The organism is Pseudoalteromonas umbrosa (genome assembly GCF_030125375.1).
GTDB classification, from domain to species: domain Bacteria; phylum Pseudomonadota; class Gammaproteobacteria; order Enterobacterales; family Alteromonadaceae; genus Pseudoalteromonas; species Pseudoalteromonas umbrosa.
The window spans coordinates 1,534,722-1,550,731 of sequence record NZ_JASJUU010000001.1; the positions used below are offsets into that span (position 1 = coordinate 1,534,722).

Here is a 16,010-nt window from a genome sequence, read left to right on the forward strand (position 1 = left end):
AGCTACCGTGTTTTAAAAAACGTACTGAAATACGCTATGCATATTAAAGACACCGCACATCAAGCGCTTGCAGAGCTTGGCTACCCAGAACAAAAAGTCAAAACGGCACAAGCTCGACAAATATCAGCAACTCTGTACCGCGCATTGCCTGATCATCATATCGATTCTGTGTTTGAACTCTGTGAGCAGCTACTTGAGTCAAGAGAGTGGATGCTCAGTTTAATCGCCTTTGACTGGGCATTCAGAGTTAAAAAACAATATACCCCAAACACATTTGAGGTGTTTGAGCGATGGCTACTCGAATACGTAACCGATTGGTATGACTGTGACGATTTTTGCACGCATGCTTTTGGTGAATTGATTGTGCAGTACCCACAGTTAATAGATAAAACCCATGCTTGGGCTAAACATGACAATTTTGCTGTTAGAAGAGCCGTTGCCGTGATCTTAATCTACCCGTTAAATAAAGGAAAATACCCTCAAAATGCGCCTTTAAACGCTGCCGATCTCTTATTCAATGATGAGCATGATTTAGTGCAAAAAGGCTATGGCTGGTTACTCAAAGTACTCTCTAAAACCTCACCCTATGAAGTAATTGACTATCTCAAAGCTCATCACAAAGAGATGCCTCGTGTGGCATTTCGATACGCACTTGAGAAACTAGATAACCAAATAAAAATTGAACTGATGTCGCTGTAAGGTCAAGCTGTTCCTATTATGGTAATTTTCGCCGTTATCATTTATGATTTTGTTACTTTATAACAATTGAGAGCACCCCATGATAACGATAACAAGGCTCTGTGATAGATACCTTGAACAGGTTAAGCGCATCCAAATCGAACAGGATCAAATTGAATTTGCTGGCACTGCATCAGAGTTTTTAGAAGAAATATGCGACACCACACATTTGCATGTCATAAAACATCAAGAAGACGTCATTGGTTATTTTAAGCTTGACCTCGCTTATGCGCAAAAATACGATTTTTGCCCAGAAGATGCCTTTGGGATCCGCGCATTTGTCATCGATAAAGACCAACAAGGCAAAGGCTTTGGCAAGCAAGCTGTTACCGCACTATTCCCTTATTTAAAAACATTTTACCCGCAATTTAATCAAATTTTCTTAACCGTCAACTGCCGTAATACATTGGCTTATGAATGTTATAAAAAAGCAGGATTTATAGACACTGGCGAGAAGTATTTAGGTAGTCCAGCTGGGCCAAACTATATTATGCAGGGTTCATGAATTGACTAATTCTGCTGATTGGGCGGGATTCAAATATAAAAAATGTCTTATTTAAGTTAAAAATATGCACTTATAAAAAGTGCATATTCAATTCAAGACCTATAGATAGTCCACCTCTGCTAAACCGCCATCACGACGACAACGATCTAAGTCAGCTTGAAACTGAGCCCTAAAGATAGACTTGGATGACCATAAATAATTATAGTTATTTTTATCTATACAAGTTACCAAAATAGTCATGTATGCATGAGCCGTCGATTGTACACCGAGTGTCATCGCCACAGCCGCTACACCACCAAATAACATTGATTTTAATTTCATTTTTATTAACTCCCTTGTTTAATCACTATTTAAAACTCGGAGAAAATATATAAACAATTTAAAAAGGTGTAAATACAGAAAGTTAACTTTACAAAACTTTACCTAGGCGCAGTTGAAGGTTTATAAAATTCATGAATCATCAAGAGTAAATATGATATTAATATGACAAAATATAAGAAAGTAAAAGACCATATTCTAGTAATATCGAAAGTACGCCCACTAGGCAGACGTACTTAATAACTTAAACTAAATAAGCTTTATATCTGGAAAACCACCTTCGTTAAAGCAACGTGATAGAAAATAGTTTTGCTCCCTAGGGTTAGAGGCAGTAACAGACCATAACTCTATGAATTCAGAGCGGTCTACACAGGTAATCAGCATGGTACCACTGCCTACTGATGCAGAAACTTGGTTACTTAAAGCTAAAGTGACTGCAGTGATACAGCCAAACAACATTGATTTAATTTTCATTTATCAAAACTCCTTGTTTAATTTTAAATTGAAAATATATATAAACAAAAAACCAGTGTAAATAATAAATTTACAAAACTTTACTTCAAATTAAAACAAAACCAATGGATACTTTGATAGAGCTATTTATAATTTAGAAGCTAATTTATAAATAACGGAAACAAATAATTGTCTTGTCAGACATGTCCATTCTGAATTAACAAAAAAATTACACATTTCATCCACATTTGCGAATTAAGCTGACTTCATGGGATACATCCAAGCGACCTGAAGAATTGTATGATTGAGCATGCTGCATTTGATGAAATTGTCATAGCGAGCCACAACCTTGGTAAAACACGTGAGATCAGCGCCTTAATAAAACCCTATTGCCACAAAGTTCATTGCGCTCACGCATTGGGATTAGATGAAATAGAAGAGACTGGCACTAGTTTTTGTCAAAATGCGCAATTAAAAGCACTCAATATTGCCAAGCAAAGTGGCAAAGTGGCTATTGCTGACGATAGCGGATTGTGCATAGATGCACTAAATGGTTTACCAGGGCTGTACACTGCAAGATGGGCCAAACAGGCCGGCGGATATAATGGCGCCATTGAACATGTGTTGACCCGCATGGCCTTAACACAAAAAAGACACGCCAAAATGGTGTGTGCATTAAGCCTTGCTTATCCTAGTGGTGATGTTTGCTCTTTTGTTGGCGAATTACCGGGTACGATTAGCTGGCGCGCATCAGGACAAAACCACATTGGCTTTGAACCAATATTCATCCCTCATGGACACAACTCAACACTTGCATCACTCCCAACTGAGAAACGAAATACGCTTCACCCTAGAGCCAGTGCATTTAAACTGCTTAAAGAACATATATTTTGCAAACCGGCAATCACACTGCACCAACCGCACAGTGAGGAGGTACGCCATGCCACTGTATGAGCAATATCTCGAAATCAATCTTGCGTCAGATCTGAAAATAGAACTCAAGCTCAGCTTAATAAGTAAATTAAATTCTACCCAGGTACAAAAAATACAAGCACAAGTGCAATTTTTATATGACCGAATATGTGAAGTCAGCGCAACAGAGTTTTTAAAAATTATTCCCAATTTGCTTTTTTGTCGTTTCAAGTGGCTTGATAGTATTGATATTACTGTGAAACCTCTCTTGCTTGAATGTAACCACAACATTATCTGCCAAAGAAGTATTATTGAATACGAGACGCAGACATTTGGGACTGTCGACATTCTATTTGAAAACGAAAAGTTTGGCATTTATTTGCTTAACATCAAAGCTGGTGAGTCAATCCCCGCACACATGCACCTGCAGATGGAAGAACATGAGCTCGTTTTAGATGAAGGCTTAATGTTTAACGGAGAAAGTATAGAGCCCGGTAGTAGCTTTGATTGGCCAAAAGGCGTGGTGCATGGTTACAACAACTTAAGTGCATTGCCTGCTACCATCTTGTGTATAGATCGTCCTAAGTTTATTCCAGAGGATGAAATTATTGTCAACCATACTAATCCTTTAGAATCTGTGACACCTGCCAACATCAATTACTACCAAGGTATCTCAGCAACATGAGCAAAACAGTTTTAGTCACAGGTGCCAGCTCAGGCATAGGCTACCAAATTTGTAAAGATCTACTCACCAAGGGTGAGCGGGTGATCGGTTTAAGCAGGACCATAGATAAAAGCCACCCACTTAATGAATTTGAGCGATTTATCCCGTGGCAATGTGACTTATCGGATATAACTCAAGCTGGCGACTTGTTTCAGACTTTGATTGATAATATCGGCCCAATTGATGCTTTAATATACGCAGCGGGCGTTTGTTACCACGAGCCGTTTGGCCAAACTAAAATGAACTCCATCACTGAACAGCTTAACGTCAATCTTGTTTCCGCTTTTTTGCTTTGTGAGCAGGCTGTTGAACATATGGCAAAGCAAAGTGCCATCATATTGCTCAGCTCAACACTGGCTGAAAAGCCCATTGCTACCAGTGCGATATATAGCGCCTCAAAAGCAGGACTCGAGCAAGTCATGAAGGCGTCTGCACTTGCTGGCGCAGCCAAGCAAATCAGCGTCAATGCAGTAGCACTTGGCTGTGTCGATACGCCCATGTTAAGCCAACATCGAGACGATAACTTAGAACAGCAAACACGATTAAAAGCACTTGCTGATCTACACCCACTCGGACTCGGTAAAGCACAAGAGGTAGCGCAAATCATTACCACCTTATTATTTCAGCCGTGGACAACTGGTAGTGTCATTAAGGTTGATGGCGGCCTTTCATTAAACTAGGTAACAGCACTATGAATACACTCCCAATTACATTATTACAAAATATGATGCTGGCCTTTTGCAGCTCTGCCCCTCATTTGCCCATTGCCAATGCTGGGGGCGTCATCAAATTTGACCATATTGATGCCGATAAACTCGTCGAGGCACAACAAGCCGTGATGGCCTGTCACGCGAGTTTTGATTTTTATTTTCAGCAAACGCCCAATGGCATTGAGCAACATCAACATGCACGTTGCGAGCACTCTTATCCAATTACCGATTTATCCGCGCTGCCTTTTGAACATGCAGAGCAAGTAGCCCGTGACAAAATAGAAACACTATTTACCACTCCTATTTCTGCATTTGAGTACCCGTTACATAGAAATGAAATTTTCATACTGCCGAACAATCAAGTTTGGCTAGCTTTCTTAGCTAATCATTTAATCTGTGATGGATACAGTGCATTTGCTTACTTAAAGCAAGTTGTAGACTATTACGATAAAGGACATACCCCGACAAATACTCAATTTGAACCAGTACAGCTTGCTAGCCAGCAAGCAGAGTACCTGACATCAAATCAATATCAAAAGGACAAAACATTTTGGCTAAATCACTTAGCAGCGCCGATTGAATTTAGGCTCTTCTCACCAACAAACCCGTTAAAAAGTAAAGCAATACACCTTTCCTTGCCTCGGTCACAACTCACACCAATCGTTGAGTTTGCAAATCAACATGAACTGAGTTTATCCACATTGATGCTGACCCTTTGGATACGCCAATTAAACCAAGATTTCCCCCTGCCTAACTCAAATCAATTGCGTGTTGGTTTACCTGTCCATGGTCGTAAAAAAAGTGAAAGTAATTTAATTGCATTTATGGCGAATATGTTGGTTCATGAATTTTCATTATCTGATGAACTCGATTTGGCAGCACAAGCGCAGCAAATCTCTACACAATTAAAACATACCTATAGACATAAAAAGCTACCGCCAGAACTCTTGTATGAAGACCTTAATTTACCGCCACATATACCACTGAGTGAGTTCAGGTTTGGCTATATGGAACTGGAAAAGCTCAGCGATACACCGGGTATGCCGAGATCATTTAGCTATGAGTCGCATCAGCATCACAGCTTGCCGCTGCAGCTGAATGTGATTAACTTCCATGGTGTAGATCAGGTAGACTTTTTAATCGAATACAACCCAAATAACCTCAATGAAGAACAAGTGGTTAAGCATATCAAGTCTCTCTTTGACGCCATTAAAAACATCGCTAGTAACTGATAAAAAATGAAGCAAATACCAAAAGTAACTAACAAGGAGATCAGCGCTTTGGGCATCAAATTTATGGATGACCCAGCAGGCTTTTTGATGACACTTGCAGATAGATTTGGAGATGTACTGCAATTTAAACTTGGACCATTTAAAGTCACTTTGATCTCTAACCCCAGCATGATCCAAGAAGTGCTGATTGGAAAAGTGAAGCAATTTCCTAAATCGACCCGAGAGACGAACATTCTCAGCAAAGCCATCGGCCAAGGTATTGTCACCGCAGATCAGCAAACACATAAGCCACTGCGTAAAATCGCCCAGCCCGCCTTTATGCATCGTCGCCTGCAAAGCTACCAAAGTGTATTTGAGCAATATGCTTTAGAATCAGTTTCTGAGCTTAGCCATGGCGATACTGTCGATATGGCAGTAGAGATGGAACGATTATCGCTGCAAATTACGTGCAAAACGCTGTTTGGTTTGTGTAAATCCGAACTGAAAAAAGCCAGTGCTGTATCAGAAGCGATGAATGAATTACATCATTTGCTCAGTAAAAACTTTGAAGCTGTAGTCAACTTTCCTGCTTGGTTCCCCTCTCCGCTTAATGTCAGAGTAAAAAGAGCACGTAAAATCATAGATCAAATTATTGATGAAATTCTTCTCAAAAGAAGGAACGAGCCGTTTCAAGATCATGGTGACTTATTGTCATCCTTACTTGAAGCCACGGATGAAACAGGCAATTCACTCACCAATGAAAATATAAAGGATCATTTGGTGTCTTATTTTATCGTAGGCCATGAAACAACCTCGAATAGCTTAATGTGGTGCTGGTATTGTTTAGCAAAATATGATGCTGAGGCCAATAAAGTATATAAAGAAGTTATCAATCATAAAAATGGGGAGTCGTTGTCCTTTGATAAATTTCCAGCGACTCTCGCGTTTATTAAAGAGGTGTTGAGGTTATTTCCACCTGTATGGCTGATGGGCGCGAGACGCGCAACTGAGAATCTAGACATCAATGGGTTTAAAATAAATAAAGGAGATAAAGTATTTATCTCTCCTTTTGTTGTACACAGATTAAAGAGCAATTTTGATAGCCCCGAATGCTTTGATCCAACTCGCTGGGAAAATGAGCCCGACATAAAAAAAGGCAGTTATATCCCCTTCGGTGCGGGCCACAGAAACTGTATAGGACAGCATTTCGCGATGCAGGAAATGCTGAGTGTTCTAGTCACTTATTTAAAGCAGACAAGATTAGAGTTTTTAGATGAGCAAGTAGACCCACAAAATATCAATGCCAGATCCACGCTTTCTAATCACGATGGCATGTCAATGCGCATAAACAAGCAGTTTCAAGCAACGAGTAACTTGGCTGAACCAATCTAATTTACAGCCCTTGGTTTGCGAGAGAATGAATAAGCTTTTCCCAATTCTGCTTTTGCTCTTGAGTTGCCAATATCATCGAGCCAAATAAATTTGTTGCCGCTTTTTCAACCCCACTAAACTGCAAGGTATACTGATCTAACTGCTCCAAAACAGGCCTTGCTTGATCTTCGAGATAAGGCTCAGGCATATCCATCGTGAGTACAATGCGGGCTGTCTTACCAATCAAGAGTGGCGTTGGCTGAGGATTATCACACTCATACTTAAAAGCGAAATGAGGTAAAAAAGACCTATCAAAAAGTCCTTTTAGCTTTGCAGGCAATCCTCCCCACCAAATCGGTGAGAAAATCACTATATGCTCAGCCCATAAGAGGCATTTTTGAAAGTCTTGTAAATCTGGCTCCAGATCCTGTTTAGCATCGTAACCCGAGTCTAGGCTCGGATTAAAAGCCATTTCAGATAAATTGAAGTGCTTTACTTCATAATATTCTCTGGCTTCCACAATGTATGTATTGGCCAATTGCTGGCAAAAGCTCGTGGATTTCGGGTTTCCATTGAGAATTAGTATTTTCTTCGTCATCTTGCTCATTTCCAATTTTAAGAGGTCGATAACGATTCTAATCTCTCCCCTTAGGGGCAGAGTCAAGTATTGCTGGGCAAGAGTTTATTGCCGAGAGACAAGCATCTACTCTTTCTATTCTCTCTTGTAATATCCCTGCTTGCAGGGTTAATTGACACTTAAGTTTTATCAGAAAAGCCTCAATTTTTGACCAATCAACTTCTCCATTGTCATACACTATCACCGCCTCTAATTGAGACAGCGTAGAGCCCAAAGATTTTGCCTCTTTTATTAGATTCAAAATTTCGACATGTGAAGAATTATAATATCGATACCGCCCCTTTCGAGGTGGTAAAGTAATTAAACCCCGTTCCTCATATAAGCGTATCGCTTTTATAGACAGTCCTGTTTTTTGCGCTACTTCACCAATATACATAATACTTCTCTGCTCTTTGACTACACCTTGCTAGATTAATTTCGAATCTCAAGTCTCTATTAGAATAACAGTTGGTGCAATAGTCGCCCAGGTACACTTGCTGCTACAATAGCAGGTATTACAGAAAATAAGTGAATTAAAATAGGCAGTGAGATATCCATAAAGACCTAAAGTTCATCCTGAATTACTTAAATTTAAAATTAAAAAACTTACATTTTAAGTTTTTACCAAGCGAAAAGATAAGTGCTAAAAATCATAAGTTTTACTATGTAAATCTGATAGTTATATAATTTTAGTCAGTAAATGTCGTGCCGATGTTTCTTCTACACAGCCTTTCCACAAACCTTGCTTCATAATGTGGCTCAACGATCTAAACCCATCAAGGGCGTCTTCTTTGTATCAAGACACCGTATATCCACATTTAATGTTTACACAAATGGAAGTTGATGCTCGTAGCATCTGCTAGGAGCTTATTCTTAATACATGTTAAACATGATCAACATTTGAACAAACCAATATTGCATATCATATCTTTCATGTAAATAAATATTAAAAGTATATATTAGGCATTTTTATATGGTTTTTTATATGGTTTTTTATATGGTTTTTTATATGGTTTTTTATAGAGTGAATTTATTTTGAAAAAAGCAATATTTAGTTGATTTTTCAAAGGTATGAGTCGTATATGTTGTAAGAATTTTTACCGATAGGAAAATTAGGAGTACTCCAAGTAGTGCCCAAGGATTCAATTCCTAGGCGCACTACTTTTCTTAAAATATCAGAATTCGAAGTTTACTTGCACTGGGTAATGATCAGATAGTTCATTATAATACCCATTGTGATAATAACGCCCTGAACTTAAATTCCAATTGCCCTTTAAATAGCTCCAATAAAAGTTATTATCTGCTTTAGGGTAACGAACTGACATGCTAGGATTGTATTTAGGTTGTTTATAATCTTTGTGCCAAAATACATAATCTAAAGTGTCGTTGTACTCCAAGCTGTAATCAAAATAGTATGCATTAGCTTTAGTAAACCAGTTATGTTTTGCTGAAAAAGAGCCAATTTCAGGTGTTTCGAAGTTTAACTTACTGTGAGAAGTCGTCAACATATCTGCAATTTCATGTTGTTTACTCCACTCGACATTCATATCACCACCGATAATCACAGGCTCATTGGCAGGAATATTTTCGGCTTTGATAAATGTTTGAATTTCGCTTAACTGACCCATACGAACGCGATGCTCTTGCTCTGTATTACCATCATGTGTTGCTTGCAAATGCGTGCCCACTAAATGGTAGCGTTGCCCATTTTTTTCTATTTCAACATAAGCAAAGCCTTTATTCGCTAAATAATCCCAGCTGCCGCTTAAGCTATTTTTAAAAACATGTGCTTTTTGTGAAACAATTGGGTACTTAGAAATAATCACAACACCACCACGAATAACAAATGGGCTATTTGAACAGTTACCTGTTAGACTATCCCACCCACTACCGCTACAATCCTGTCCAACATTAGGCGTTTGGTACGGATAAATATCTGACAAAGCAGATAACGCTTGCTCTGCGTCACCATTAAATACCTCACTGACAAGAATAACATCTGGACTGTCATTCAGTGATTTAATCACCGCAGGCAGTCGCTCAGCTCTGTTACTTTGATCCCAGTCTTGAACGTTTAACTGCATAATATTATATGCCATCACCTTAAGCGATTGAGCCATACTCTGTGTGCTCAACAATATCAAAACACAAAATAGGGTGAGTTTGATCTTCATTTTTTCTCCAGTACTTCATTATTTTTGTGGGTTTAATTGATAAATCTACTTATTAACTAAGCCATAAGACGCCGTAGAATAGTAAAAATTTCAGTAACTGAAATGTATATTCTAAAAATGTCAATCAGATTTCTGAAATCATTTATTTATATTAAATTTTTATTTTTTATTTATTTATGAAATAAGTGACTTTTATTACATAAAATGATGGAGTATAAGAGTTAAAATCAGTTACCCATAAAAAAGAGGAGCAAACAGTAGGATCCAAGCAGGCTTAAAAAAGCTTTATAAACAGGAGTTTAAAAAGACCATAACGTCGCTAAAACCTCACTCCCCTTGCAGTTTATAGATGAGTAACCGATAAGAATCAATAACTTACCCAAAGGGGAATTTGGCACATGCTTAAGTACTGATAATAGCACTAACTTTTTAAGTTAATAGAAGAGTAATGAACTTATAACGTCTTTCCAAAAAAGTATGCAAGATGTTTTTAATCTCTGTACTTATTATTCTTGAAATAGGGAGGCTGAGAAATATATAAATAATGATAAAGCCTAAACCATATGAAGTACCAATACTATTTTAGCTACAGCTGAATAGCTTAGGCTACCGATAGTTAAACAGAGCTTTTCACAAAATGGGTTAATTTTCTTATCGAAAGAATAGTTTTAAATGTGTAGTTAGAAATGAGATTGATTTAATTAAAACCTATTATTAACTGCATATGAAAGTTAATTTCCCCCTTGATTACAGTTACATTAAATGAACATCGTAATGATACTCTTATCAAGGACGCTACTCTATTGATATGATTAAATATAAATCAATGACCAAAGCAAAAGCTCACAAGTTGCTAAGGCCAAGCTAAAATTCATCCTACAACTCTTATTATTGAGCTGCAACTGTAACCATTTACAATAACTCAACCTTCAATATTTCGCGCATATTAATAGCTCATCATGACTTAATCAGAGTATGTTAGAATACGGTTTTCTCTTCAAAGCTCATGGAGTAATTAATGACAATTGAAAGTTATCTTGCTTTATTTAGTGCCATGTTTATCGTAGGGATCATTCCTGGGCCCGCTGTATTTGCTATTACCACCGCATCGATGACTGGTGGCTTTCAACGTGGTGCTGCTATGACATTAGGCCTCATCTTAGCTGATTATTTTTTTATACTCTTGGCAGTATCAGGGCTGGCTTTTATCGCAGAGTCTATGGGCAGTACCTTTGCGATAATAAAATACCTATGTGCCGCTTATTTAATCTGGATGGGTATTAAGCTGTTTAGAGCAGCACCTTCTATCGATATGCAAACGCCACCAGCAACCAAACATCATATTGATATATTGGCAGGTTTCTTATTAACCATGAGTAATCCAAAAGCCATTATATTTTACGTCGCACTGTTTCCTGCCTTTGTTGACTTTCATACTATTACAATAGCTGACATATTTGGGATTTTTATCTGTGCCACTTTAGCGTTTGGTTCGGTCAATTTAGGATATTCATACCTCAGTGCAAAAGCCAAAAAGTTTGTTTCTACATCAAAGAGAATGAGTATTTTTAATAAACTCGCAGGCAGTTTATTATCAGCCTCCGGAGTGGCCGTGGCTGTGAGAACATAACAATCTAGTACAGACTTCACTTTCAAGGAAAGATAAATATGGAACTATTGCTTGGGCTAGTTGCATTTATAACGTCACTGATTGCAGCCATAGTTGGATTTGGCGGTGGCATGTTACTAATTGCTATTCTGCCATTATTTTTAAATCCAGCACTGGTGATCCCCATACATGGACTCACTCAAATTACCAGTAATGCATCACGGGCACTGTTTTCTCTTTCTAATGTCAAATGGTCCCTCCTCCCCGCTTTTTTTGTTGGATCGATTATCGGCACCCTCCTTTTTGGTGTCGTTTTATATAACATGCCAACAACCTATATTCCGGTAGCAATTGGCCTGTATATCTTATTAAATCTTTGGTACTCACCTTTTTCGAATTTTATTAAGCGTTTTGAGAACTTTTATATCATTGGCGCCTTACAAACCGGGCTGGGATTAATTGTGGGTGCCACAGGGCCATTATCTTTGACAGTACTTACCAAACAGCTTCAATCCAAAGACCAAGTTGTAGCCACCAGTGCAGTATTCATGACACTCAGCCATTTAGCAAAAATCCCGGTGTTTTTGTTAGTCTCCTCTGAGCTGTTACAAAGTGGCCCTATTATTATTACTATGATGTGCGGTGCAATTTTGGGTTCATATATTGGCACTAAGCTGCGTTTATCCGCAAACAACACACAACTCATTAATTTAATTAAAGTGTTACTCAGCGCTCTGGCAGTTAACATGCTGCTATCTGTAATTCCGTAATTCTGTAATTCTGTAACTCTGTAACTCTGTAACTCTGTAACTCTGTAACTCTGTAACTCTGTAACTCTGTAACTCTGTAACTCTGTAACTCTGTAACTCTATAACTCTGTAACTCTGTAACTCTGTAACTCTGTAACTCTGTAACTCTGTAACCATTTAACAACTAAAAAACATACCGTAAAGCGGTTTTTTACCTATATCAAACACAATACTAATGTCCCAAGCAATCAACTCCACACTCCGTCCATATTCTTAGCATATAATAAAATAGATTTAGATAAGATAGAGAAACGACATGCGCTTGATCCCATATGCTCTTTTGAGCTTAGCCACTTTAACTGGGTGTCAATTCAGCGAAAATGACACGCCTGAAGTTACAGTAGTAACACCAGCTCCTGAAGTACAAAGTAACTTGGAAATCACTGAGATATCAACTGGGCCGCTAGATATGTTAGCACCAAGTGATACTGTTAAAACTTATTACACGGTAGATGTAACGGGTTTTGATAATATTGACGTTGAAGTCCATTTTTACCTAATGCACTCCGATGAGCTAGATTCACAAAGTGAGCAAGAAGCTGCAATTGAAGACATTCAACAAATCGCTGTTGTTGAATTAGCAGGGCTTTCTGCTGGTACTAGCGAGCACGAAATTGAACTGACATTGCCAAATTCTTTAGAAGGCGGTAACTACCACATCTTGGCTCAAATTGATCCAAATGACCTACACGTGGAAGACATTGAAGAAGATAACCACCCTTCTGTTGATCACGATCCTCATTTAGAAGGCAACTTCCCACATGCTGACATTGTCGTTCGCCAGCAAGAAGGTCATGATTATAAATTACTTGGCGCTGAATTTGGTCAAGCGGCGCTAATTTTGGACACGCCGGACGTCGACAATGGTGCAAGTGACCACCACTCTGATCTTATTGGTTACTTTGAAGCTGACTATGAAGGCACAAACTTAGGCCTTTCGCATATTAAAGCAGAAGTCATGGTTGCTGGTAACTGGGTTGAAACACACTTTTGGGATGCAACAGCGGGCCAATATACAGACACACTTGCACATGAATTCAGAGCTGAATTACATGATGAGCATATTGGTTTTGACATCGCATTAGAGCCTGAATTAATCAAAAGCCTACATGAAAACTACGACGCGAATGCACAAAATAACCTTGAGCTGCGTTTTACCCTCATTGATGCGGCCCAAGATGCTGAAACTAACACTGATAACAATCAGGTGTTAACCTCTATCCCGTTCTACTTTTTTGAGCAAGAAGCTGCAACCGAAGAGCCTGCTAGCCGATCTTCAAGACAAGCTAGGTTTACTGAGCAAGCCATCGTGCCAGCTTCCGTTGGTTTGGCCAATATCAACTTCCAAAGTGAATTTGATAAGTCATACGGTGACAAATCTAAGTTCAGTGTTGGCGTAGACTTACAAGGTCAATTATTTATCGTACCGACGGGCGATCCAGGTGGTCGTATTACCGGTGAAGGTACCGTTGAAGCGTACTTCTTCAAAGCGAAAAATACCTTATTCAGTATTTCTTATAATGGCAGTGCTTACATCAGTGGTCTAAATACAGGCTATGAGTCTGAAATGATCATCTTCAACAATGTTGTTTTTGAAGATGAAAAGTTTACTGCTAAATATGAGAAGTCATGGGAAAAGAAATGGGAAGAAGATAAAACGCTTGCCCAAGCCACATTTACTGTAGGCCCAATTCCTATCAAGGTGGAAGCAGGTGTTACAGGTAACCTAGGCTTTGAACTTACCGTTGGCTACAATGCAGAGCTATACGCTGAAGGCGACCTATTCCATGTTGACTTTGGTGCCTTTGGCCGTGGTGGTGTGAACCTACTGGTTGCTTCAGCTGGAGTACAAGCGATTTTAACATTGATCGATAATACGTTTGCCATGGAGTCAAATGCAGGCTTTGCACTGCTCACCAACAACAACACAAATCCACATATCTACTACGGTATTGAATTGAAAAATGACCTTGATGTAATTTCAGGTAAATTTGGTTTATATGCGGAAACCTATGGTGTTAAATGGTGTAAAAAGTGGGGGATCCCTTACCCTTGTGGTAAGAAAACATCTCGCTATGATCTTTGGTTATATCAAACCAATAGTGTATTTGATAAATCTTGGACAATTTACTCCAAAGAAGGTGAAATCGATCTATGATCACGCTTAATAAAGCGATGCTAGCCAGTGCACTTTGTGCACTGGCTGTTTCTAATACAGCCGAGGCAAGCTGTTCAGCACAATACAACTTTGTTATCGATACGCACACCGCATTTAACTACGATCAAGTCAGCCAGCAAGGGCAACAAACCCATATAAAGCTCAATGGCTTATTGACTATCAAAGCTGCAAAGCACAATGACGAAGACGGATGGTGGGCAATCAAAGCAGATAAAGTGACCGCTGGTCAGGGGCAGTTTGCATCAGAGCTGGCAAGCTACACAGTCCCATTTGCATTTAAGTTAGCAAAAAATGGGCTAGTCACAGACTTTTGGTTTCCAACCAAACTAGACACTCAGACGCAAGACCAACTTAAAGGCCTAGCCTACTATTTTCAGTTTCAGCGCAGCAATCCAGCTTTAATCAAAAAAGAGCAAGATACGCTAGGCCGTTATACCGTGTCTTATCAATTTAAAGATGATGTGATCCACCTGAATAAGCACACTTATGCGCTCCATGATAAAACACAAGCGGCATTGCAGACGGTAAACGTCGCTTCATCTGGTCATCAAATCACACCTAATGCGTGTTTTTTTGAAACTCGAAAAGGTCAGGAGACGTTGCTTTTTTCTGGTCAATCACAAAGCTTAAATTTAAAAACCAAGCAACAATATCAATTGCGACCAACAAGCTCAGCATATCCCTCAGCTCTATTTAGTTTGCCTACGAATTTAGATAGCTGGCCAAGCACAGAAAAAACTCTCAGTGAAGACGAGCTTGCCCAGCTCAAAAAGTCCTTACAAAGCTTGGTAAGCAAAGGAAATTTAACCGATATTTCAGCTTACGATTTAGCCAAGCAGCTAAGTCAGTTTGATGCGGTTATTGGCTCACTTGAGACGGTATTTTTACAACAAACACTCTCCGATGAAGCGCAAATGCGCTTGTTTAATGCTTTAGGTCAGCTTGATAGCGCAAACAGCCAATTACTACTTGGCCATATACTGGTTAACGCAGAGAAAGATCCTTTAATGCAGTTTCGTGCTCTTCGTGCCTTATCTCAAGGACAAAGCGCGCTGAGCCCTGAACTTAGCACCTTACTGACAGAGCAAATCGAAAGTGGCTTCAATAGCTTAGACTCAGAAGTGACGAGCAGCTTTTATATGACCATTGGTGCGATGCTCAACAGTCGCACTGCCAATGCCCAGTCTGCTCAGCTACATAATGTATTATCTGAGCAATTGTCTTTGGTTACCGAAACAAATATCAAATCAGCGCTTATCACCAGTCTTGGTAACAGCCGAGATGAACAACACTTCGAGCAAATCAATAGCTATGTAGAGGACTCAAATAAGAGTGTGCAAAGAGCCTCAATTAGAGCGCTCGGCATGATGCAAACTGAGCTAGCGTATACGAGTTTAGAACAGCAACTAGCTAAACCCCAGCATCAAAATCAAGTCGCCCTGCTAAAAGCGCTATCAAATTATCAACTTGAACCAGCTGCCAGTGATGCTGTGCTTGCAATTGCCGTGAACAACCCAACAGCTGAGAGCCGTTATGCAGCTATCCAAGCTCTTGCAACACAAGAGCACAAAGACGGTATTAAAGCCACATTACGCACTGCGTTAAAAAAGGAAACGTCTAAACGAAACTTTAAAGCCATTGTGGAGCTGCTTCACAGTACAAAGCAAAACACACCATAAAC

At 39.2% G+C, this 16,010-nt stretch carries 16 protein-coding genes; 11 read left to right on the forward strand and 5 right to left on the reverse strand.

Features of this window, described 5'->3' with window-relative positions:
- Positions 1–36 precede the first annotated feature (36 nt).
- On the forward strand, positions 37–699 hold the full coding sequence (locus tag QNM16_RS06535) for a DNA alkylation repair protein (protein WP_284019736.1): 663 nt from the start codon (positions 37–39) through the stop codon (positions 697–699).
- A gap of 79 nt (positions 700–778) precedes the next feature.
- On the forward strand, positions 779–1,243 hold the full coding sequence (locus tag QNM16_RS06540; protein WP_284019737.1) for a GNAT family N-acetyltransferase: 465 nt from the start codon (positions 779–781) through the stop codon (positions 1,241–1,243).
- Positions 1,244–1,342: 99 nt separating this feature from the next.
- Here QNM16_RS06540 and QNM16_RS06545 read toward each other — a convergent pair whose 3' ends face one another.
- Both QNM16_RS06545 and QNM16_RS06550 read right to left on the reverse strand, forming a co-directional pair.
- On the reverse strand, positions 1,343–1,564 hold the full coding sequence (locus tag QNM16_RS06545; protein ID WP_039608023.1) for a hypothetical protein: 222 nt from the start codon (positions 1,562–1,564) through the stop codon (positions 1,343–1,345).
- Between the two features lie 246 nt (positions 1,565–1,810).
- On the reverse strand, positions 1,811–2,035 hold the full coding sequence (locus QNM16_RS06550; protein ID WP_284019738.1) for a hypothetical protein: 225 nt from the start codon (positions 2,033–2,035) through the stop codon (positions 1,811–1,813).
- Between the two features lie 279 nt (positions 2,036–2,314).
- Between QNM16_RS06550 and QNM16_RS06555 the strand changes: the two genes are divergently transcribed.
- Genes QNM16_RS06555 through QNM16_RS06575 form a run of 5 tightly spaced genes read left to right on the forward strand, consistent with a single transcriptional unit; the run spans position 2,315 to position 6,963 of the window.
- Positions 2,315–2,968, forward strand: coding sequence for a non-canonical purine NTP pyrophosphatase (locus QNM16_RS06555; RefSeq protein WP_284019739.1), 654 nt, complete (start codon positions 2,315–2,317; stop codon positions 2,966–2,968).
- A complete protein-coding gene (locus QNM16_RS06560) occupies positions 2,955–3,611 on the forward strand; it encodes a cupin domain-containing protein (protein ID WP_284019740.1) in 657 nt (218 codons plus the stop codon). Before QNM16_RS06555 ends, QNM16_RS06560 begins: the two co-directional genes overlap by 14 nt.
- Complete coding sequence (locus QNM16_RS06565) at positions 3,608–4,330, forward strand: SDR family NAD(P)-dependent oxidoreductase (protein WP_284019741.1); 723 nt, start codon at positions 3,608–3,610, stop codon at positions 4,328–4,330. The genes QNM16_RS06560 and QNM16_RS06565 overlap by 4 nt, the downstream gene beginning before the upstream one ends.
- A gap of 11 nt (positions 4,331–4,341) precedes the next feature.
- Complete coding sequence (locus QNM16_RS06570) at positions 4,342–5,592, forward strand: condensation domain-containing protein (RefSeq protein WP_284019742.1); 1,251 nt, start codon at positions 4,342–4,344, stop codon at positions 5,590–5,592.
- Between the two features lie 6 nt (positions 5,593–5,598).
- Positions 5,599–6,963: a cytochrome P450 gene (locus tag QNM16_RS06575; protein WP_284019743.1), complete on the forward strand. Its 1,365-nt coding sequence runs from the start codon at positions 5,599–5,601 to the stop codon at positions 6,961–6,963.
- 1 nt (position 6,964) lies between these two features.
- Here QNM16_RS06575 and QNM16_RS06580 read toward each other — a convergent pair whose 3' ends face one another.
- From QNM16_RS06580 to QNM16_RS06590, 3 genes are all read right to left on the reverse strand, one after another.
- Entirely contained in the window at positions 6,965–7,540 is a 576-nt protein-coding gene (locus QNM16_RS06580; protein WP_284019744.1) for an NAD(P)H-dependent oxidoreductase, read from the reverse strand.
- Positions 7,541–7,577: 37 nt separating this feature from the next.
- Positions 7,578–7,955: a MerR family transcriptional regulator gene (locus QNM16_RS06585; protein WP_284019745.1), complete on the reverse strand. Its 378-nt coding sequence runs from the start codon at positions 7,953–7,955 to the stop codon at positions 7,578–7,580.
- Positions 7,956–8,733: 778 nt separating this feature from the next.
- Complete coding sequence (locus tag QNM16_RS06590; protein ID WP_284019746.1) at positions 8,734–9,732, reverse strand: sphingomyelin phosphodiesterase; 999 nt, start codon at positions 9,730–9,732, stop codon at positions 8,734–8,736.
- A gap of 1,018 nt (positions 9,733–10,750) precedes the next feature.
- On the opposite strand from QNM16_RS06590, the gene QNM16_RS06595 reads away from it, so the two are divergent.
- From QNM16_RS06595 to QNM16_RS06610, 4 genes are all read left to right on the forward strand, one after another.
- Positions 10,751–11,362 carry a LysE family translocator gene (locus QNM16_RS06595; protein ID WP_284019747.1) on the forward strand — a complete coding sequence of 204 codons (612 nt, stop codon included), beginning with the start codon at positions 10,751–10,753 and terminating at the stop codon, positions 11,360–11,362.
- 38 nt (positions 11,363–11,400) lie between these two features.
- Complete coding sequence (locus QNM16_RS06600; RefSeq protein WP_284019748.1) at positions 11,401–12,111, forward strand: sulfite exporter TauE/SafE family protein; 711 nt, start codon at positions 11,401–11,403, stop codon at positions 12,109–12,111.
- Between the two features lie 295 nt (positions 12,112–12,406).
- Entirely contained in the window at positions 12,407–14,308 is a 1,902-nt protein-coding gene (locus QNM16_RS06605) for a hypothetical protein (RefSeq protein ID WP_284019749.1), read from the forward strand.
- Entirely contained in the window at positions 14,305–16,008 is a 1,704-nt protein-coding gene (locus tag QNM16_RS06610) for a HEAT repeat domain-containing protein (RefSeq protein ID WP_284019750.1), read from the forward strand. The genes QNM16_RS06605 and QNM16_RS06610 overlap by 4 nt, the downstream gene beginning before the upstream one ends.
- Positions 16,009–16,010 lie beyond the last annotated feature (2 nt).